This window comes from Burkholderia sp. BCC0097, assembly GCF_902832985.1.
Lineage (GTDB): Bacteria > Pseudomonadota > Gammaproteobacteria > Burkholderiales > Burkholderiaceae > Burkholderia > Burkholderia orbicola.
The window spans coordinates 162779-182576 of sequence record NZ_CADFDM010000005.1; the positions used below are offsets into that span (position 1 = coordinate 162779).

General features: G+C 68.1%; 19 protein-coding genes. 17 read left to right on the forward strand and 2 right to left on the reverse strand.

Translation table 11 applies throughout. The features are described from left to right. A complete protein-coding gene (locus HWX07_RS36840; protein ID WP_208457109.1) occupies positions 1–3978 on the reverse strand; it encodes a hypothetical protein in 3978 nt (1325 codons plus the stop codon). A gap of 1329 nt (positions 3979–5307) precedes the next feature. On the opposite strand from HWX07_RS36840, the gene HWX07_RS18210 reads away from it, so the two are divergent. Both HWX07_RS18210 and HWX07_RS18215 read left to right on the forward strand, forming a co-directional pair. Beyond that, positions 5308–5484 (forward strand): ribbon-helix-helix protein, CopG family, encoded by a 177-nt coding sequence (locus tag HWX07_RS18210; RefSeq protein ID WP_175877215.1) that lies wholly within the window; start codon positions 5308–5310, stop codon positions 5482–5484. Next, positions 5481–6668 carry a hypothetical protein gene (locus HWX07_RS18215; RefSeq protein ID WP_148271037.1) on the forward strand — a complete coding sequence of 396 codons (1188 nt, stop codon included), beginning with the start codon at positions 5481–5483 and terminating at the stop codon, positions 6666–6668. The genes HWX07_RS18210 and HWX07_RS18215 overlap by 4 nt, the downstream gene beginning before the upstream one ends. A 30-nt stretch (positions 6669–6698) precedes the next feature. Here the strand turns inward: HWX07_RS18215 and HWX07_RS18220 are convergent, their stop codons facing one another. Beyond that, on the reverse strand, positions 6699–7004 hold the full coding sequence (locus tag HWX07_RS18220) for a hypothetical protein (RefSeq protein WP_175877216.1): 306 nt from the start codon (positions 7002–7004) through the stop codon (positions 6699–6701). Between the two features lie 352 nt (positions 7005–7356). On the opposite strand from HWX07_RS18220, the gene HWX07_RS18225 reads away from it, so the two are divergent. From HWX07_RS18225 to HWX07_RS18295, 15 genes are all read left to right on the forward strand, one after another. Then, positions 7357–9525: a DNA topoisomerase 3 gene (locus HWX07_RS18225; protein WP_175877217.1), complete on the forward strand. Its 2169-nt coding sequence runs from the start codon at positions 7357–7359 to the stop codon at positions 9523–9525. A gap of 94 nt (positions 9526–9619) precedes the next feature. Continuing rightward, positions 9620–10261, forward strand: a complete 642-nt coding sequence (locus HWX07_RS18230; RefSeq protein ID WP_175877218.1) for a hypothetical protein — start codon at positions 9620–9622, stop codon at positions 10259–10261. Between the two features lie 300 nt (positions 10262–10561). Beyond that, positions 10562–11353 (forward strand): hypothetical protein, encoded by a 792-nt coding sequence (locus HWX07_RS18235; protein ID WP_175877219.1) that lies wholly within the window; start codon positions 10562–10564, stop codon positions 11351–11353. A 131-nt stretch (positions 11354–11484) separates the two neighbouring features. Further along, positions 11485–11916: a hypothetical protein gene (locus HWX07_RS18240; protein ID WP_105839997.1), complete on the forward strand. Its 432-nt coding sequence runs from the start codon at positions 11485–11487 to the stop codon at positions 11914–11916. A 374-nt stretch (positions 11917–12290) separates the two neighbouring features. After that, on the forward strand, positions 12291–12845 hold the full coding sequence (locus tag HWX07_RS18245; protein ID WP_244130010.1) for a DUF6876 family protein: 555 nt from the start codon (positions 12291–12293) through the stop codon (positions 12843–12845). A 65-nt stretch (positions 12846–12910) separates the two neighbouring features. Next, positions 12911–13264: a DUF2591 family protein gene (locus HWX07_RS18250; RefSeq protein ID WP_175877220.1), complete on the forward strand. Its 354-nt coding sequence runs from the start codon at positions 12911–12913 to the stop codon at positions 13262–13264. 3 nt (positions 13265–13267) lie between these two features. Continuing rightward, positions 13268–13816, forward strand: a complete 549-nt coding sequence (locus tag HWX07_RS18255) for a hypothetical protein (RefSeq protein WP_175877221.1) — start codon at positions 13268–13270, stop codon at positions 13814–13816. 404 nt (positions 13817–14220) lie between these two features. After that, positions 14221–14859, forward strand: a complete 639-nt coding sequence (locus HWX07_RS18260; RefSeq protein ID WP_175877222.1) for a hypothetical protein — start codon at positions 14221–14223, stop codon at positions 14857–14859. A 71-nt stretch (positions 14860–14930) separates the two neighbouring features. Continuing rightward, positions 14931–15359, forward strand: coding sequence for a hypothetical protein (locus HWX07_RS18265; protein ID WP_146121784.1), 429 nt, complete (start codon positions 14931–14933; stop codon positions 15357–15359). A gap of 494 nt (positions 15360–15853) precedes the next feature. Then, positions 15854–16459, forward strand: a complete 606-nt coding sequence (locus tag HWX07_RS18270; protein WP_105840003.1) for an antirestriction protein ArdA — start codon at positions 15854–15856, stop codon at positions 16457–16459. 16 nt (positions 16460–16475) lie between these two features. After that, complete coding sequence (locus HWX07_RS18275; RefSeq protein WP_175877223.1) at positions 16476–16934, forward strand: hypothetical protein; 459 nt, start codon at positions 16476–16478, stop codon at positions 16932–16934. Positions 16935–17183: 249 nt separating this feature from the next. After that, entirely contained in the window at positions 17184–17867 is a 684-nt protein-coding gene (locus HWX07_RS18280) for a hypothetical protein (RefSeq protein WP_175877224.1), read from the forward strand. Between the two features lie 73 nt (positions 17868–17940). Further along, positions 17941–18384 carry a hypothetical protein gene (locus tag HWX07_RS18285; RefSeq protein WP_105840006.1) on the forward strand — a complete coding sequence of 148 codons (444 nt, stop codon included), beginning with the start codon at positions 17941–17943 and terminating at the stop codon, positions 18382–18384. Positions 18385–18465: 81 nt separating this feature from the next. Beyond that, positions 18466–19074 carry a helix-turn-helix domain-containing protein gene (locus HWX07_RS18290; RefSeq protein ID WP_175877225.1) on the forward strand — a complete coding sequence of 203 codons (609 nt, stop codon included), beginning with the start codon at positions 18466–18468 and terminating at the stop codon, positions 19072–19074. A gap of 127 nt (positions 19075–19201) precedes the next feature. Continuing rightward, complete coding sequence (locus HWX07_RS18295; protein ID WP_175877226.1) at positions 19202–19777, forward strand: hypothetical protein; 576 nt, start codon at positions 19202–19204, stop codon at positions 19775–19777. Positions 19778–19798: the final 21 nt, after the last annotated feature.

Consider the following 19798-nt stretch of genomic DNA (forward strand, 5'->3'; position numbering starts at 1 on the left):
TCACCAGCCGATCGTCCCGCCGACCACCGCACCGACACCGGCGTGGGGGCTACCGGCGACGCGCACGTTCAGCGTCACGTTGCCGTAGCGCTGGAACGCGCCGACCGCGTACCCGGTCTCCCCGTGGTACGTCGAGCCCGCCACCGAGAGCGAGAACGAGTGGCTCCGGTCCGGGTCGGGCATCAGGCCGGTGGCCGCCAGGGCGACCGCGACGCCGGCGTTCATCTGCGTCTGCATCTTGCTCAGGTCCTGCTGCATGATGTTCAGCTTCTGATTGACCTGGCCCACCTGCTGGTCGGTGTAGGCGTTGGCCTGGCTCACCGCCTGCTGCTGGGCCTGTTGGGCCTGCTGCTGCGCGTAGGCTTCGCTCACCGAGATCGCGTTCTTGCCCACGGTGTCGGCGTACCCTTCGGCGGCGTTCAGCGTGCCGGACGCCACCTGCTGGGTGTAGGCCTGGCTCTTCTCCAGCGTCGCCGCGGCGGAGGAGGTGACCTGCTGGGCGAGCGTGGTGCTGGTGGCCTGGATCTGGCCGGCCAGCGTGCTCGACGTGGCGTTCACCATCGCGCTGGTGGCGGTGATCGCGGAGGTGACCCCACCGCTGATCGCGCTGTCCAGGGCGGCGGAGTTTACCGTCCCGGCGGAGGCGATCTGGCCGGAGGTGTTCGACCCGGCGATGGTCACGGCGGACGTCACCCCGGCGGCGACCGCGGAGTTCGTGTACGCCGAGTTGGCAGCGCTGGCGCTGGCCACCATCTGGCCGGCCGCGCTGATCGCGCTGGTGACCCCACCGGACACCACGGTGTTGGTGTAGGCGGACCCGGCGGCGCTGGCGCTGGCCACCATCTGGCCGGCCGAGCTGATCGCCGTGGCCACGCCCCCGGACACCACGGTGTCGGTGTATCCGTTGGCTGCGGCCAGCGTGGCGGACCCACCGGCGACGATCTGCCCGGAGAGCGCGGCGCTGGTCTGGCCGATCGAGGACGCCAGCGTGGTGGAGGCGGCGTTCACGGCGCTGGTTGCGGCGTTGGTGGCCGCCGCGAGCGTGGCGGACCCGCCCGACGTGATCTGGTTGGCCAAGGTCGAGCTGGTGGCGCTCAGGCTGGAGGACAGCGCGCTGGTCGCGGCGGTGTTGCTGGCCACGCCCGAGCTGTTCGCGTCGATCTGGCTTTGCAGGCCCGAGGACACCGTCGACACGTAGGACGAGGTGGCGGCGGCACCGCTGGACACCAGGACGGCAGCAGCGCTGTTGGCCGCGGCCAGGGTCGCGCTGTTCCCGTCGTTCACCATCTGCTGGACGGCGCCGCTGGTCACGAACCCACCCGAGGTGACGGTGTTCGACACCGAGCCGATGGCTTGGGTGTTCGACGCGATGGCCTGGGTGTTCGAGGCGATCGCGCTGGTGTTGGCGGCGATGGAGGAACCGTTGGCCGCCGTGGCCGCGCTGTTCGTGTTGATCTGGTTTTGCAGACCGGTGGAGGTGGCGGCCAGGGCCGACGTCAGGTTGCCCGACGTGGTGGCGATGGCGGCGGTGTTCCCCGAGATCGCGGCGCTGTTGCTGGCGACCTGGGCCTGCAGCCCCGACGACGCGGCGTCGGTGTAGGCGTTCGCGCTGGCGACCCCGGAGGACACCATCGACGCCACGGTGGTGCTGGTGACGTACCCGCCCGAGGTGACCGTGTTCGACACGCTGCTGATCGCGGTGGTGTTGCTGGCGATCGCCGAGCCGTTGGCGTTGATCTGGTTTTGCAGCGTGGTCGACGCGGCGTTGGTGGCGGCTTGGGCCTGGGCCAGCGTGCTGGCGTTGCCCGCGCTGATCTGACCGGCCAGCGAGCTGCTGGTGCTCGCGATCGCGCCGGCGTTGCTGGTCACCTGGTTTTGCAGCGTCGAGGACGCGTTGTTGACCAGGGTGGCAGCGCTCGACACGGCCTCGGTCACCCCACCGGACACGGCGTTGGCGACGTAGCTCGAGGTGACGTACCCACCGTTCGAAATCATGGTGGACGCGGACGTCACGGCGGCGGTGAGCGCAGACCCCGCGGCGGCGGAAGCAGCGCTTTGCGCGATGGTGGTGGCCGAGGCCACGGCGTTCGCCTGGGCGGTGGCTGCAGCGTTGTCCGCGTAGCTTTGCAAGCTGGACGTGAGCGACGAGGACATGGTGGCCAGCGACGCGCTCAGGGTCGACGTGGTGAGCGCGCTCGACTGCACGGAGGCGATGCTGGCCCCCAGGCTGCTCAGCGCGCCCTGGACGGTCGAGAAGTTCTGGGTGGTCCCGCCGCTCACCGGGATGCTGAACTGCACACCGGTGACGACGCCGTTGGAAACCGACCCGGTCCCGAGGGCCGAGACCACCTCGGACAACTGGTTCACGTTGACCGCGTCGGTACCGGACACGCCGGCGGCGACGTCGATCACCTGGCGGGTGATCCCGCTGGTCGTGTTCCCCACGGAGAATGTGCCCGCGCGGCCATCGTCGGAGCTGCTGGTCCCCATGACGATCGACCCGGACGTGGAGACCTTCGACCCCGCGCCGATGGCGATCCCGCCCGAAGCGTTGGCCGAGGCGCTGGCGTTGCTCCCGATGACGATGGCGTTGTTCGCACCCGATCCGACGGTGTCCTCATACCCCAACGCGATCGCACCGGCGGCCGAGGAGACGAGCGCGCCGTACCCTACGGCAAGGCTCGCGTTCGCGTTGGCCGTGACGACGGCTTGCGGGCCGAGGGCCACCGACAGGTCCGAAAACGCGCTGGTGTACGTCCCCACCGCGATGGCGCCCCCGGCGGTGACACCGGTGGCGGAGGCGGCGTTCCCGATCGCCAGGTCGTTCTGCAGCGTGCTTTTCGTCGACAGCCCGATGCCGATGGCGGCACCCCCACCGACGACGGTGTTCAGGCCTGCCCCGATGGAGTCGAGCCCGGTGGCGCTGGCACCCCCGAGGGCTACGGCGTTCGAGGTGGCGAGGCTGGACGGACCCAGCGCAACGCCACCCACACCGGTCACCTGGGCACCGGAACCGCCCGCAAAACCGTTCGAGGCGCCGGCGGCGATCTGCGTGTTGGGCCCCAGGGCGACGGCACCGTTGGCACCGGTCTGGACGGTGGCGTTACGACCGACGGCGACGGCGTTGGTGGCGGAGAGCACTTCCGCACCGTTCGCCGCGGCCAGCGATCCGGTCGCGCCCGAGGTCACGATGGCACCTCCACCCAGCACCGTGGACTGGTCGGAGAAAGCGAGCGCCCCGGACCCCACGGCGGTCGCACCGCCCACCGACGTACCGCCGGCCACGGCGTGGTCGCCCAAGGCGGTATCGCCCTGGACCCCGGCGGAGCTGTACCCGCCCAAGGCCACGGTCGAGTTCCCGGTCGCGGCGGCTTGCTCCCCCAACGCGTTGGCGGTGGTCCCGGTGGCGGAGGCGGCTTGCCCAGCGGCGAGGGACGCCGCGGCGGCGAAGGTCGAAGCACCGAAGGCGGTACCCCCGTTCCCGGTCACGTGGGCGCCCGTCCCGATCGCAAAACCGTAGTTGGCACCGCTCGACACGACGGCGCCCATCCCCAGCGCGCCGGCGTAAGCGGCGAAATCCTCAGCGCCGGACCCGATGGCGATGCCGTACAGAGCCGGGGAACCGGAGGCGCCGGACACGATCGAGTTCGGACCGATCGCGATACCACCGTTGGCCACGGCCTGGGCGTTTTCGCCCTCGGCGATGGCACCGCCGCCCGAGGCGAGGGTGTTGTCCCCGAGCGCGACCGCACCGACCCCAGTCCCCGCACCGTTGGCGGTGGCGGAGTTCCCGACGGCCACGTCCTGCGTCTGGGCGGCCGTCGCGCTCGTGCCCTGCGTCACCTGGGCGAACGCCGACGGCGCGGGCACGAGCATGAGCGCGGTCACCACCGAGGCCGCGGCCAGGGCGAGGGCCGCCTGCCGGGTGCGCAGCGGGGCGTCGGATCGGGACGTGGGTCGAAGGTGCGGCAGCAGCATGAGGTCTCCTCTCGTTGATGACCGACGAAACGGTGTCGGCAGGAGATGTCATGGCATGTGCCAGGGCACGTGTTGGACTGCGTGGCGTTGGACCTCCCCCTGCCTGTACCTAGCAGGTCAAGGAGGCCTGTCAACAACCGTACGGCAGATACTTGGCGAGCTTGAAGGGATTCTTTAGGGGCGGCGTTCTACAGGAGGAAATGCTCGTACGAATGGGGTTTCGAGGAGGGCGTAGTGTGGCGGTGGAGGGCAGGACGGGAGGGCGACGCGGGGCATCACGGGCTGGCTCGGGCGCGTGAAAACCGCCTCCGGCAGGAAGGGGCGATCCCGCTTCGCGCGGTGGGCCGGGGGCGGTGGTCGGGCATCGGCACGGGAAACATCCGGTACAGTTCACCCCCTCCCGACTGCACCCGGATTCATGGAGGAAGGCGTGCCAGGGCACGGTGATCCGCGCCCGGCATCCCATTGGGTTCGCCCCCCATGGAGGATGGCCCCGCTTCGCGCGGTGGGCCGGGGCGGTGGTCGGGCATCGGCGCGGGAAACATCCGGTACAGTTCACCCCCTCCCGACTGCACCTGGATTCATGGGGGTAGAGCCGTGCCAGGGCACGGTGATTTACGCCCGGCATCCCATTGGGTTCGCCCCCATGGAGGATGGCCCCGCTTCGTGCCGCAGGCAGGGTTTCGGGGCGCGGGGGTTCCGGGGTTGAGTGCCCGGGCCGATAGGCCCCCAAGGTTTTGACGTTCCCGGAGGGGATCGGTTGAACCTTGCACCGGAGGTGGTGGCAAAACGTTGTGTTCTTCGTCTCGTGGGGTTCGGGTGAACCGCCCCGAAGGCGGGTTCACCCAGGAACCCCTGCACAGGTTTTCTCTAGAGTATTGCTGTTAGCTATCAAGCAGGGGGTGCGCGTCCGGAGGACGCACCCCTGCTTAATAGCTTAAGAGCTTAAGGCAGGCTGGAACGCCCGTCCAGCAAGGCTTTCAGGGGTGTGCGCATCCGATTGGGTTCGCCCCTTCATCCCATTCGGTTCGCCCCTGCATCCGATTGGGTTCGCCCCCCATCCCATTCGGTTCGCCCCCTCATCCGATCGGGTTCGCCCCCATGGCGCCTCATGCAAAGCCATCAGCGGTAAAGATTTTCATAGGCAAGCCTTGACAGGTATGAGGCCTGGAGTTTTACTGGATCTGAGCGCTGACGATCGCGCGCAACGTTCACGATGGGCCTGCCACGGCGGGCCATGACCGACGCCTCTCGGACTAAACCCCGAGGGGCGTTTTTCGTTTACCGGAGTCCAGGATGGCGTCCCCCTCGAAAACCTCGAAGAAGCAGATGGAGCAGTTCAACATGCGACTCGAGTCGGCCGTCCTCGCGCAGCTCGACCACATGGCGGCGGAGCGCTCGACCACGCGGACCGACGTGTTCCGGACGTTGCTGGCCGCCTGGATGCGGGACCCTTCCAGTGTGGTGGTCGGATTTCCGGTGACGGTGAACGGGGGGGCGCAATGACCCGTCGCCCGTTCCCGTTCCGTTACGCAGCACAAGAGCGCCAACCGGTTACGGCCGCTGAGCAGGAAACCGCACCGGTGATCGTCGACATGCAGCGGGCCAAGGCCACTATCGAGCCTCGCCAGGGCAAGCATGTCACGACGGGCGGCGAAGAAACGGTGGCCTGGCCGTCGCCGTTCACACCCAACGCGCTGTTGCGTTTCGCCTTGTTCGGGGCCCAGAGGGAACGGATGGCCGCGGCGAAGATTTTCCCGCGCCAATCGAGCACGACGGACGGGCGTTTCCTCATCGCGGAGACCGCGCACTACCGGATCGAGTACGACGGGGACGAGGCGCTCAACGCCGACGATCTGATGGTCCTCCTGGTGTGCTTCGCCATCGCGCGAAACGCGGGTGACATGGGCGCCTACGTGCCCATCTCGCTCAGCGAATGCAACCGTTATCTCTGGAAGTCCCGCAGCGGAAAGAACACGCTCCTGTTTCGGCAAGCGCTGATGCGCCTCTACAAGGGCTACATCAAGATCACGGTCGACGGGGTTGGCATCAAGCGCCAGCGCTTTCTGGCGAACTACGACAACGACGACACCGACTCGAACAACCCGGTCTACTGGATTCGCATCGACAAGGGGATGGCCCCGTTGTTTGAGGCCGACGCCACCGAAATCGATGTGGTGCGGATGGCCCACTTGAACAGCTACCTGGCGAAGTGGCTGCACGGGTTCTACTCGACCCACGACGGCAAGAAGGATTACTCGGTCGGCGAGCTGCAGGAGCTGAGCGGCTCGTCGTACCTGCCGCTGTTCAAGTTCCGGGCGAAGCTCCGGGAGGCCGTCAAGGAGCTGATGGAGACCAAGACCATCACCAACGAGAAGGGCGAGGAACGGACGATTCGCCCTCTGTTCGGTGAGGGCACGACGATCACCAAGGGTGACCGGCTCCACGTCGTCAAGGTCAGCCGTTCGATGATGATCGGACCGGCGAAGAAGGCCGCGGAGGCGGAAGCCGTGCCGGTCACGGTCAACGGGCACCCGACACGGCGTGGGAACCCGGTTGGGACGCGCCCGACGCGACGCGAGGACAACACGCCGTTCGGGCCCGTTGGCGCCGACCCCTTCGATGAACGCGACCGGCGCTCCCCCGCAGAGAAGGCTGCAGCACGGCAGCGCGCCCACGTCGCCCTCTGATCAACGGCCCCTCGGGGCCGTTTTCCATGGTCACCCCCTGGACGTCGCCACCCGGTACCGCGCGTGCACGTGCGGGCGTCCGGCCGGCAGGTTGGTGCACCAGACCTGCTGCGCGGCGGTGGACCCCTGGCCCTCGCGCACGAGGCGGTTGAACGCTCGCCCGACCTTGCGTCGCCAGCCGTGGGGCAGGGACGTCCACAGGGCGGCGTGGCGGGCATCCCGGGCGCAGAGCTGGCGCAGGGTCCCGGTCTGCTGGTCGCGTGTCATCAGCCAGGCGAGCAGGCCCTGGGCGATGGCGGCGGTGGTCGTGTCGTGGTCGAGCTGGGTGGTGGTCATCGGGTTCTCCTCGAACGTTGGCCACCCGCACGATCGCGGCGTGGCCCTACATATAGTGAAAAACCGACCAAAACAGACACCGATTTCCCCGACTGTTACAAAAAAGGTCGCCGACCTCCTGTCCGGGCCTTCCGGGCGGTGACCCGCAGCACCATGAATCCAGGTGCACCCACCGCCCCGGGCCCACCGCGCGAAGCGGGATCGCCCCTTCCTGCCGCAGGCGGTTTCCCCCGGCACCCGCGCGTCCGTACCGACCCCTCCCGCAACACCCTGACCCCCCTGGTTTGACAAGCATCTGGGATCTGCTAGGTACGAGTACCCGTGCCATGGCACAGATTGCAGGAGGCCCGCCGTGCGTCTTTGGATCTTCGAGAAACCGTCCATGGCCAAGGCCGTGATCCCCCATCTGCCAAAGCCGCACACGCGGCACGAGGGCTACTACGAGACCGGCGACGGCTACGTGTCCTGGCTGGCCGGCCACGTGATGGAGCAGGTGCAGCCGGGCGACTACGACGAGCGCTGGGGCAAGTTCCCCTGGGCGTTCGAGGACCTGCCGATCATTCCGAAGGACTGGAAGCTCAAGGTCTCGGAGGACAAGAAAGACCAGGTCAAGATCATCGAGACGCTGCTGAAAAAGTGCACCTCGATCGTGAACGGCGGGGACGCCGACCGCGAGGGCCAGCTCCTGGTCGACGAGGTGCTGCTGCACTTCGGCAACACCAAGCCCGTGGCGCGGATCCACCTGAGCGCGATGGACCCGACCAGCGTCAAGAAGGCGATCGCCTCGCTCGAGGACAACGCCACCTTCCGTCCGCTCTACGAGGCGGGCCTGGGCCGGCAGCGCGCCGACTGGCTGGTGGGCATGAACATGTCCCGGGCCTACACCATCCTGGCGAAGAAGCAGAACTACCCCGGCGTGCTGTCGGTCGGGCGCGTGCAATCGCCCACGCTCGCCCTGGTGGTCAAGCGCGACCGCGAGATCGACGGGTTCGTCCCGAAGGACTTCTGGACCGTCGAGGCGCAGTTCGCCGACCCGGGCCAGCCGGCGTTGCCGTTCTGGTCGCGCTGGCTCCCGCCGGGCCTCTCGCTCGAATCCGCGGAGAAGCAGGCGGACGTCGACGCGAAGGGCGAGGCCGACGAGGACGAGGAGGGCGACGAGATCGAGAGCGAGGGCGGCACCGTCGCCGGTCAGCGCCCGGCCTGGCTGGACGAGCAGAACCGCATCGTCAACAAGGCGGTGGCGGAACAAATCGCGGCGAAGGTGCAGGCCGCCGGCCAGGGCACCGTCACGCGCTACGTGAACAAGCCGGCGGAGGAGCAGCCCCCGCTGCCGTTCGAGCTGACCGGTCTGCAGACCGCGCTGAACGGGAAGTACGGCTACTCGGCCAAGGAGGTGCTCGACGTCTGCCAGGAGCTGTACCTCGCGGGCCAGACCACCTACCCGCGCTCGGACTGCCCGTACCTGCCCGTCTCGCAGCACGCGGAAGCCCCGGACGTGCTGGACGCGATCGCGCGGGGCGCCCCGCACCTGGCCACCCTGGCGGCCAACGCCAACGTGACGATCCGCTCGCGGGTGTGGAACGACAGCAAGGTGACCGAGCACCACGCGCTGATCCCGACGCGCCAGGCCCCGGACTGGTCGACGATGACCGAGATCAAGCGCCGCACGTACGAGATGATCGCGCAGCGCTACCTGGCCCAGCTCTACCCGAACTGCCAGGTGGACAAGGCCAAGGTCGAGGTGTCGATCGCGGGCGAGCGTTTCGCGGCCAGCGGTCGCGTGGTGAAGGACCCGGGCTGGCGCGTGGTGTTCCAGGGCGAGGCCCAGGCCACCGACGCGAAGAAGGCGAAGGACGCCACCCCGACCCTGCCGGTGCTGACCGAGCAGGGCCCGGTGAATCGCCTGGCGGTGAAGGTGGACGCGAAGCGCACCACGCCCCCGCCGCGCTACACCGAGGGCTCGCTGCTGACGGCGATGAAGCACGTCCACCGGACCGTGACGGACCCGGTGGAGCGCAAGAAGCTCAAGGCCCTGGACGGCATCGGCCGGTCGGCGACCCGCGCCGGGATCATCGAAACGATCATCAAGCGCGGCTTCGTGGACGTGAAGGGCAAGCAGCTCGTGGCCACCGTGGTCGGCAAGATCCTGGTGGACGCGTTGCCGGCCAAGCTCACCGACCCGGGCATGACCGCCCGGTGGGAGGCCCTGCTCGACGCGATCGCGAAGAAGCAGATTCCGCTGCACGCGTTCATGGCCAAGCAGGAGGAGGCCATCGGCGAGCTGGTGGCCGCGGCGCGCGTCTCGACCCTGCCGACCATCCCGCCCGACGCGATGCCGGCGCGCAAGCCGTACACCGGATCGTCCACCCCGCGGCCGGCCCCGGACGGCGCGAAGAAGTGCCCGAAGTGCAAGAAGGGCTACTTGGTCCCCCGGACGGTGAAGAACGGTCCGAAGGCCGGGCAGACCTTCCACGGGTGCAACAACTACCCGGAGTGCAAGCACAGCGTCTGGCCGAAGTAAGGCCGGTCGCCCGACGTTCACGAAGCCTGCCTGGCGACCACCGGGCGGGCTTTTTTCATGGCCATTCACCCGTTCCCATCCAGGAGGTACCACCATGCCGCAGCCCGATGTTCAGCCGTCCCCCGTTGACCACCCGTCGCCCGAGCGCGAACGGATCGTGGCCGACCTTCTGGGCGCCAAGCTCGACGCCTACGACGTCACCCGCCTGATGGTGGCCTGCTCGGACCCGGTGCCCCTGGGGTGCCTGGTGATGATGGGCGTACCGATGGAGGATCGGTTTTCCGTCATCGGGGTCCAGGGTGCCGAGGCGCAGCAGCAGGTCCGCGAGGAGTCGACGGCGGCCGACCTGTTGACCATGGCCAGGATCCTGGTCGTGATCAGCGAGCGCGAGGAGCGGGGCCTGCGCATGAACACGCCGGTGGGCGAGACCTTCTCGCTGCTGGAGATCAGCGCGCTTTGCGTCCACCTGCACGAGATCGGCGAGCCGGGCATCAACGCGTTTCTGCGGTCGGCGAACCTGGACGGTGCGCGGATCAACGAGCGCTACGGCGCTGCGTTGGTGGAGCTGCCCGAGATCGAGAAGATGGCGCTGCTCGTCATGGGCCGGGCATGGGACACGACCGAAGACCTGGCGGAGGTGGAGCAGGTGGTCCGTGCCGGCTTCGAGTGCAGCCCCATCGCCGAGGCGATCGCCGAACGCCGGGCGGCCGGCACGGGCGGCATCACGATGCACTGAGCCGGCGGCCCGTGCGGCCACCGTGAAGCGCTCACCTTGGTGGGCGCTTCGTCGTACCGCAAAAAGTTGCCGGTTTCGCGCAAAAAGTTGCGGAGTCTGCGCAACATCTTGCGGGGTTGGCGCAACTTTTTGCCGAAGGCCCTGGCCCGGAGGGACCGGGGTTGGGCGGACTTTTCCCGGGTTTGCGTGCGTGCCAGGGCACGGCCCCACCGACCGGGGTTGACGGCGGCCCAAAGGCCATTAGGTTGGTCGGAGGCACGGTTCGCCGTGCGATCCCTTACCAACCCGTCACGAGGACCCATGACCACGCCGACCCAATCGCACGCCGGGCTCAACGCCGCAGCGAAGGACTTTATGTTTGAAAACAGCCTGGTCATGGACCTGCGATCGGCGACCCCGACCCGCAAGCTGACGCACGCCTTCGCTCGGTACTGCCAGAAACGCTTCGACGCGCGCCACATCCAGTTTGGCGCGGATCCGCGGGTCGCGCAGGCCCTCTGGGCGACCATCCGGGCGAATCCGGCGTTCAAGGACCTCCCCACGGCGGTGTCGTCCTTTACCGATGGGCCCATCGTCCACGTGGCGACGGGGGCCCAGGCCAAGAAGAACCAGCGCAAGGTCCAGCTCGCCACGTTGCACGACCTGCCGGAGCAGGATCTGGTGAACGCGATCCGACCGATCCTTCGGGCGTACCCGTCGATCTGCGCCAACGGCATGAGCAGCGGCGAGACCTTCGGCGGACCGTCCGACGACTACCCGACCTACAAGGGCCACCCGGACGAGCTGCGGGACGCGCTCTCCGGGATTCGGGCGTGCCTGCAGTTCCTGGAACTGCACGCGGACCCGTCCAACGGCAAGCCCGTGGGCAGCTACGGCATGAAGCACATGGTCGAGTATTTCCACGAGCGCACGGGCTTGGGGCAAAGCTACGTCACCAACGGCGAGGGGATCATCGCCGCGCTCCTGCTGGGCTTCAAGGTTCGTCCGGACACGGATCGTCGCCCGTCCAATCCGAACCTGAACTTCGGCATGAAATACTCGCCGGGCTGGGATGGGGTGTGGAACCTTCGGCAATCCTGCGCCGATCACTGATCCGTCCCAACGCGTGCATGGGGCCGTGCCTTGGCACGGCTAAAAAAGCAGGCTCGACCGCTTGCCAACGGTGCAACGCCTGCTAGGTTGGGCTGATCGCCGCACGCCGGCAACCACCTGGAGGAGACCCGATGAGCATCACCAAGATTTACCGCGGCACGCTGCATTCCCTCGGACAGGGCGTGCAGAACGGGCGCGGTGCGACGACCGTGTCCGTCGCCAGGATCGGCGACCGCGAGATCGCCAACCTGAGCTACAGCGCGTACCTCGGCACGTTCATCGAGGACAGCCTGGGTGAGGAGGTCGAGCTGGGCACCGTGCGGATCCGTGGGTGCCCGGTGGTGATCGGCGCCCGGTTCCCGGACGGTTCGGTCCGCAACGACACCGGCGCGTTGAAGCTCATGCTGGGCATCAGCGTGGTGAGCGCCCTCTGGATGGCCGTGGCCGCCGGCGGGCTCCCGATCCTCTGGATCCTTGCGGCGGTCTTCGCATGGCTCGCCCGTAAGCCGTTCGCGGGGCTGATGCTGGCCCGGAAGTTCAAACCCACGGTCCGCCTCGAATGACGATCGAACGCCCACCACCCGGTGGGCGTTTTGCTGTACGGCGCTCGCGACCACCCGCGATCCCCGACGACGGGCTGCGCACCTGCAGCGCAGCTCGACCCCTGACCCCACACGTCCAGGGCACCGCGGCGCCGGCCGCGGGGTGGTGCGTTCAACCGTGACGCCGTGCTTCCCGCATCCCCGTTTTCGATTCACCGCTGGGTGGCCCGCCCACTTCCTCGACGTGTAGCTCAACCACGCCCCGGATGGGGGCAAGGCACCGCTGCGCTCGTTGTCCTCTCCCGTTCCCGTCCCTTCGGTCCGCGCATGCGGCATCCGGCAACGGCCTGGCCCCCCGGGGCGGGTCTCGCTCTCCTCACGACGAGGCGGCTCCAGTGAGCAGTGAAACGAAACCCAACGGGGAGGGCAGGGAAATGGTCCACGGCGTCGAACGCACCACCAAAAGCCACACCGCGGCGTTCCCCCGCACCCCCGAGGCTCACCACCGAGCAGATAGCACCACCAATACCACCACGAAGGAGAGCAAGACCATGGACGCGCAAGACATCATCAACGGCCTGGGCCACTACACCGGCACGGAGAACTATTTCTCCCTCGGCGCGATGTTCCGCAACGCGGTGTACACCGACGGCGTGCAGTTCCTGATTGAAAACGCAGAGTGCGCCTGGCTCGTTACGGACGCCATGGCCTGGGTCACCCAGAAGGTGCCGGGGCAGAACTACGACGACGGTTTCATGACCGTTGAGCTTCACCCGAAGGAGGACGGTACCGCTGATCTGCTGATCACCGACGGCAACGGCACGACGCTCTACACCCAGCACTACACCGCCCACACGTTCCCGCTGCCGAAGGGGATCAAGTTGTACGCGGTCTGGGGCGAGACCTCGCGCGGCCCCTGCTGGATTTTGATGGTCACCAACGAGTATTAAGCCGACCCACGCCCCGGACGCTACGGTTTCCGGGGCTCCCCACCCGACACGACACCAGGAACACCATGAACCTCATCACCATCAGCACGGGCGATCTGATCGGCCCGGCCCTCGACTGGGCGGTGGCCAAGGCCATCAACGCACCGTTCACCACCGGACCATTTTCCAGCGACTGGGCGCTGGGCGGCCCGATCCTCGAAACGCACGGCGTCGGCTACTTCCGCAACGGCAAGCGGGTGTACGCCAACGACGCCAAGCGCTGGGAGGCCAACCGCATCGTCAACCTCGACGACGCGCCGATCCTGCGCCACGGTTACCGCGCCCTGGGCCCGACCCCGCTGGTCGCTGGGCTGCGCTGCCTGGTGCGCAGCAAGTTGGGCGAAACGGTCGACGTCCCGGCCAACCTTGTGGAGGCCTGAGCCATGGCGAAATCGACCTTTCAACGGCGCGGGATGATCGGTGGCGTGTTCACGTGCGGCATCTGCGGCCGGCGCACGCGCCACACCAACCAGGGCATGTCCCACCTCTGCCCGCAGTGCGACGAGTGGACGGCGATGGAGAACAGCATCGTCGACGGGGATTACAAGGGCATGCCCGAGGAGCTGGCGCGCGCCGAGGCCACCATCCTCCAGCTCAAACGCGAAGCGATGAAGCGGGGCGGGGACGCCCGGAGCCTGGGCCTGTCGCTGGACGGCTCGCGCGACCTGCGCACCGAGATCAACACGATCCTGAGCGCCGTCACGGCACGCGGTCACCGCCTCGACATCGCGGGCGGGGCGCTCCCGGGCGAGACGGCCCTGGTGGTGGACGCGAACGGCGACGCCGTGGAGGAACCGGACGAACCGTTGGCCGCCTACGCGCAGCTCTACGCGCTGCTGGTGGACGTGCTCCAAGGGCACCTGACCGAGCAGCAGTTCGAGGACATGGGCGGCAGCGTGTGCCGCGACATCATCAAGCAGTCCCGGCCATGACCGCGGGCCGGGGCGGTGGCCCCGGCGGTCGGTTCGGCGCTCCACTGGGGGCGCCGGCGTCGTGATCGCTCGGCTGCGCCTCGAGCGATGGGTGGCCGGCTCCCGTCACCCTCGACGGGAACCGGAAGGGCAGAAGGGCCAGGCAGGGCGCACGTGCGCGCCCGGTGGCGATCGACCCCAGGTCGTCGTGGCCCATCCCCGTCGTGGGGAGCTGCCCGTTCGCCTTGCTCGACGGCTAGGACCTTGGGGGCCACTGCTGGGTCAAGGGGGTGCTGGCGCCCGATGCTCACCCGTTCCTCGCTGCGCGACGCGTGCGGCTTCCCATCGTCCCTGGACCCGTGGCCCGTCGGTCCTGCAAGCCCGTCAGGCGAAGACGGGAAGCAACCACCACGACGGAGAAAGCCATGACCACGACGACCTCGATCACCACCACGACCAGCCAACCCGCGCGGTTCCTCGCACCCCAGGCTCACCCGAGCAGCAGCCACGGGCAACACCCTTACGCCATGCCGGCGGAGGAGCCGGTCGGTTCCACCCTGATCGCAGTGCCGATGGGTGAGACCGACGCCAAAGAGTTCTATTTCTCCTCGGTTCTGGAATACCGCAGCCTGGCCCGGGCCGGCGCGGCCTACGACCTGTATTTCGTGGGCGGGCGGGGCGAAGACGAGACCCTGTTCAACGCCGCGGGCATCACGACGCAGTCCCTGGACGTCTGGTTTCGGGACCTGTCGGACCGTGCCCTGTCCCGCGAGCAGAAAGCGCAGTTCGTCGGTTTGCGCCGCCTGGGCGTGGCGCTCTGGCCGGCGTTCCTCGCCGTCGATTACCGCCGCGTGAAGCTCTTCACCGGGACGCTGGCCGAGTTCGGCGCGCAGGTGTTCGAGCGCACGTACCGCGACCACGTGCCCGAGGAGATCCGCGCTTGCTTCGACGCCGCCGCGATCGGCCAGACCCTGGTGGAGCGGGGCGAGGTGTTCGCCTTCCGCTTCTACGGCCAGGACTACGTGCTGCTCGACGCCGACCGTCACCCCCGCCACGACGACTGATCACCCCGGGCCCGGACGCTACGGTTTCCGGGCCAGCCCAACCTCGCAACCTCATCACCTGGAGCATGACCATGGACCGCTTCACCCACGTCACGACGCGCAACAGCCCGAGCAGCAAGACCTACCAGCAGCCCACGTACCGCGATCACCCGGCCGCCGCCGTCCCGATCACGGGGGAGTTCACCCTCACCGTCGACGAAGCGCTGTACATCCTGAAAACGGCGGCGCAGGCCCGAGACCTGCACTTCGACTGGGTGAAGTTGATGGACGCCCGTACGGTCTGGCTCGACCACGTGCCCAATACGATCGGCGGATTCAACGAGCGCCGCACGAAAACCGTGGCCATGGACGCCGGCATCATGGTGTCGCCGGACAACTTCCACATCCAGGGGCGCATGGCCAACGACGGCCCGCTGCTCAAAACGATGCACATCCGCATGGACGACCTGGTCCGTGACTTCGCGCTGGTCCTGCGCGAGGCAAAGCGCCAGGCGGCCTGATCCTGATCCAGGCCGGCACGGGGGAGGGTCCCCGTGCGCGGATGCGCCGCCTGTCCAGCGCCCACCTTCGCGGTGGGCGTTTCCTTTGGGGCGTGCCCTGGCACCCTTCGGGCAACACCTCGCCGGAGGCGAAACGGCAGGTAACCCCGCCTGGCAGGCCTGCGGCCCACGGCCGGGCAACCCCGTACACCGTGAGGCAGCAACCCACCGCGGCGTGATTCGCCACGGCCGTGCTGGTCGAGGCGTGTTGGTGCGTGGTCCCGTTCCCGTTCGTTGGTGCTGCTCCGTGTCGCCTTAAACCGACGTGTAGGACCGATTCGACCACCGTTCAGGGCAAGGGGTTCGCGTCGCGCTTCCTCTCCCGGTCTTCTCCTCCTGGCGTCGTCGAAGCGTGCGGCATCCGGTGAGCCCCCTGGCCCTTGTGGTCGTTCGGTCCTGTTCCCCGTCCAGGCGATGACGGCAGCAGGCAAACCCAACCGAACGGAGAGCAAGCCATGACCACGAACCAACCGACCAGCACGAACGGCAACAACGAAACCGCGCAGTTCCTCGCACCCCAGGCTCCAACGACTGCAGGTATGACCACCACCGGCGACTACTTCGCGCAACCCTACGCCGACGAACCGGGCTTCTGGTTTTCGGACCTTGAAGAGTTCACGGAACGCATGGCACGTCTGACCGACCGCTGGGGCCAGCGCATCGAGGAGGTGGAGCTGCAGGCGGTGGACCTCAACAGCGCGGACACGGAGCTTTTCAACGCCCTGAACATCACGCCGGCATCGCTGGAAACGTGGTTTGAATCCGTGGTCGACCTCGACGATCGCGAGAAGGCGGCCCTGTTCTTTCTGGTGACCAACAACGGGTACGACCTCGCGTCGGCCCTCGACAAGTACGACGACGTTTGCCTGTCGGAGGGCACGCTGTTGGACGCGGCCACCGAGCTTTTCGACGAGTGCTACCTCTGCGACATCCCGGAAAAAAGCCCGTTGCGGACGTACGTGGATTACGAAGCGTTCGCCCGTGACTGCCGGTGCGGTGGGGACATGGTGGAGTTTGAGTTCGACGGCACCTACACCTGTACGAACGCGAACAACCTCTAACCCGGACCCCCGACCCATGGCCACCTTCAACGAACAACGGGCGGAGGAGCTGTTCGGCTCCGACGCTTGTTTCGGCGTCCAGTTCGAAGACCCGCAGGGCACCCGCTACACGCTCGACGAGGGGCGGGCGATGCTGGCCGAGGCCAGCACGTGCCCGGACCTGCTGAGCGTGTTCCCGGACGGCACGTCCGCGACGGTCTGCACGAACTACGCGCGCTACATCGAGGCAGCGCTCCCCGGGCGGGCCCGGGTGTTCGGCTTCTACGAGGAGGACAACCCGGCGTCACGGATCGCGCAGATCGCCGGCGGCCACGATTTCGCGATCGTGGACGGCCGGTACATCGTAGACCCGTGGGTCCGGCTCGTCGAGGGCGAGTCGGACCGGATCTGCTTTGACCTCGCGGCCCCGGGCGACGCGGCGGAGATCCTCCGGCTGTACGGGCCGCGTGAGCGGTGGGACGCCGCTCAGCCCTGACGGGCTGGCATCGCCCTGGGGCGATGCGTTTTGGATCGTCGGGGCAGTGCCAGGGCACCCCTCGACGCCCGGGCATCCAGCGGGACCCCACGCCGAAGGCGCAGGGCCCGGAGGGAGGTGGACCAGGCCTCCGGCCGGTTTTCCCGGGGTGATGGGATCACCCCTTGACCGCCGACCGCGTGACCAGCTTGCCCGCGGGCCTGGACCGCTGGCACACTCCCACCACCACACCACGACGGAGCGCGCAGGATGAATCGATCGTACGAACAAGAATGGGGCCCTCTCGAATGGGACATTGCCCCGCGCGTCGACAACAACGGGCAGGACGCGGAGACGTTCATTGAGCTGCTGATCCACCTGGGGCAACTCCACGACCTCACGGACGAGGGCACAGCGCGCCGGCTGACCGACGAGATTCGGCGCAAGGTCAGGTCCAGCCCCTACGTGTCCCGGCACGGCCGGATCGAACTGGACCGGGACCAGGTGCGCACGCTGGTGGTCAACAACCCGTTCCGCGGGCAGAACGGGCGGCACGTGATGGGCAACGTGCGCAAGATCCGGTGGGGCCTGTTGTTGATGAACGTGCTCCTCGGTTTCGGGTTGGCGGCGCACGGCGAGGACATCTACACGGCCATCGGGCAGATCCTCAACGTGTTCGGCACGTTCGACGCGGCGTTGCAGAAACTCGACCCCGACGAGGCGGCCGTGCTGACCGCGGCGCACATGAACCCGCCACCGGTGCCCTGGCAGAGCTGGTTGAACGCCGCCAACAACCTCCTGGTGGGGTGGGGCGTTGGCCACGCAATGGCCAACCGACAGGAACTCGACGCCTGCCTGACCAAGCTGGCCGGGCGCGGCATCACGGTGGAATACAGCGGCCCGAACAACGATCTCATCCGGATTCGCCACGTGGTCTTGCTGATCCAGTGGTGATCGTCGCCCCATCGACTTGACGCACCCGCAAAACCCGCTACGTTGGGATCTCGCACCCCCTCGCGAGATCCCCATGAAAACCCGCCTCATCAATCTGGACGCCACCCTGCGGCTCGTACGCCGCGCGCTGCGCGAGACCTTTCCCCGCCACACCATCGACGCGTCGCCGACCCCCACCGGGCGGTGCGGGATCCACGTCACGTGGAGCGACGGCCCGACCGTGGAGCAGGTGCAGCGGGTCCTCGCCCCGTTCGGCCTGGGCGGCCACAACGACGTGCATTGGCACAGCTTGAACGGCTCGCCGGTTACGTTCCAGCCGTTCATCCACGTCCTGCGCTCGACCACCGGGGAACCGGTCGACCCGGTGGCGCCGCAACCGTCGGCGACGCTGGCCAACATCACCACGTTCAACGAGTACCCGGCCTGGGCCGCGCACCTGCGCGAGCTGGACATGCTGCGCCGGAGCAAGCGGCTGCTGCGCCGGCTGGAAGGGCAGAGCGCCTTCTCGGCGACTTGACTCGCCTGCAAAACCTGCTTGACTGGGTCCTGCACCGCGAGAGCGGTGCCTTTGCCACTCGCCACGGGAGACCCTACGACCATGACCATCGGACCGCTCGCCAGCACCACCCAGCCCACCCCGGAGGGCACATCGGCGACCCGGGACGACGCGTTGCAGGGCATGCTCGTGCGCAGCGAGGCCGCGACGTTCCTGGGGTGCAGCCTCTACGCCGTGGACCGGCTTTGCCGGCGGTACGGCGTTCGCCGGGTCCGCAGCTCGCGCGGTTACCTCTACGTCGACCGGGCCGGGCTGCAGACGATCAAGGACAAGCTCGACACCATCGAGAGCGGAACGCTGCTCGACGAGCGCGAAGCGGCGGAACGCCTGGGCCTCTCCCAGGCCACCGTCCGAACGCTGGTGCGCCGGGGCGAGCTGAAACCGGCGCTGCTGGTCCGGCGGGCGCGGTACTTCCACCCGCGTGACCTCGACGACGTGGACGCCCGGCTGCACCGCGAGGGCTACATCATCGCTGCCCGTGCGGCCGGGCACCTGGGCGTAACGCGTCAGCGGCTGTCCCAGCTTGTGCGCGGGGGGCGCCTGCATCCGTACATCGACCCGCGGGGGCGGCGGCTGTTCGAGGTGGCGGAGCTGGACGCCTACCGCCGCGAGCACCCGATGCAGGTCCGCCGATCCGCCGCTACCGTTTGACGTGAGGCCGTGCCAGGGCACGGCTTCATCGGCTGTGGAAACTTGCCATCAGCACCGAAGTACGAGAGCTTGATCCGACCGGCCCGGCACCCGCAGGGCCTTCAACACCGACAGGAGGAAGAGACCCATGGAGCAGTTCGGCAGCAACCCCGAGGCCCTCGACGAGGACCGTTTCAACGACCCGGCCGACCGTTCGGAGCCGGCGCTGGAGTTCACCCCGGACACGTTCGGCAAGACCGGGACGGCGAAGGGCGGCAAGGCCCAGGTGGCAGCGCTCCCCGAGGTCGAGGACGTGGACCTGAGCAAGCCCCTGGCCCCGACGCACGACGAGAACAAGGGGTTCATGCGCTTCATGCCGGCCCTCATCAAGGAGATGAACCGCCGGGGCGTGCCGTTCAACATCGACGGGGCGTCGGGCGAGATCACGATCAGGGGCTTCTACAAGAACGGGGCGATGACGCTCGAGATCGCGCCGAACGACGACATCGTGGCGATCGACAAGAACGGCAAACGCAAGGTGCTCAAGTCGTTCGACACGCTGGTGAAGCTCAACTACGACTGGTGGCGGCGCTCGACCGGCCGGGGCGAGCTGCTCAGCCCGGACCGTCCGTGGCTGGACGAGTTCCTCGACAAGGGCTGGGTGAAGCGGCAGGTCATTTTCGTCCCGCGGGACGAGCAGGGCCCCGGCGACGACGCCGAGTAAGCCCACCTGGTGCTCCACGGG

Coding starts and splice junctions, on each gene's coding strand:
- HWX07_RS18290 (WP_175877225.1), top strand. CDS start 18,466: ATGACCATCGGACCGCTCGCCAGCACCACCCAGCCCACCCCGGAGGGC.
- HWX07_RS18240 (WP_105839997.1), top strand. CDS start 11,485: ATGAGCATCACCAAGATTTACCGCGGCACGCTGCATTCCCTCGGACAG.
- HWX07_RS18265 (WP_146121784.1), top strand. CDS start 14,931: ATGGACCGCTTCACCCACGTCACGACGCGCAACAGCCCGAGCAGCAAG.
- HWX07_RS18255 (WP_175877221.1), top strand. CDS start 13,268: ATGGCGAAATCGACCTTTCAACGGCGCGGGATGATCGGTGGCGTGTTC.
- HWX07_RS18275 (WP_175877223.1), top strand. CDS start 16,476: ATGGCCACCTTCAACGAACAACGGGCGGAGGAGCTGTTCGGCTCCGAC.
- HWX07_RS18270 (WP_105840003.1), top strand. CDS start 15,854: ATGACCACGAACCAACCGACCAGCACGAACGGCAACAACGAAACCGCG.
- HWX07_RS18280 (WP_175877224.1), top strand. CDS start 17,184: ATGAATCGATCGTACGAACAAGAATGGGGCCCTCTCGAATGGGACATT.
- HWX07_RS18210 (WP_175877215.1), top strand. CDS start 5,308: ATGGAGCAGTTCAACATGCGACTCGAGTCGGCCGTCCTCGCGCAGCTC.
- HWX07_RS18295 (WP_175877226.1), top strand. CDS start 19,202: ATGGAGCAGTTCGGCAGCAACCCCGAGGCCCTCGACGAGGACCGTTTC.
- HWX07_RS36840 (WP_208457109.1), bottom strand. CDS start 3,978: ATGCTGCTGCCGCACCTTCGACCCACGTCCCGATCCGACGCCCCGCTG.
- HWX07_RS18215 (WP_148271037.1), top strand. CDS start 5,481: ATGACCCGTCGCCCGTTCCCGTTCCGTTACGCAGCACAAGAGCGCCAA.
- HWX07_RS18230 (WP_175877218.1), top strand. CDS start 9,620: ATGCCGCAGCCCGATGTTCAGCCGTCCCCCGTTGACCACCCGTCGCCC.
- HWX07_RS18250 (WP_175877220.1), top strand. CDS start 12,911: ATGAACCTCATCACCATCAGCACGGGCGATCTGATCGGCCCGGCCCTC.
- HWX07_RS18220 (WP_175877216.1), bottom strand. CDS start 7,004: ATGACCACCACCCAGCTCGACCACGACACGACCACCGCCGCCATCGCC.
- HWX07_RS18285 (WP_105840006.1), top strand. CDS start 17,941: ATGAAAACCCGCCTCATCAATCTGGACGCCACCCTGCGGCTCGTACGC.
- HWX07_RS18235 (WP_175877219.1), top strand. CDS start 10,562: ATGACCACGCCGACCCAATCGCACGCCGGGCTCAACGCCGCAGCGAAG.
- HWX07_RS18260 (WP_175877222.1), top strand. CDS start 14,221: ATGACCACGACGACCTCGATCACCACCACGACCAGCCAACCCGCGCGG.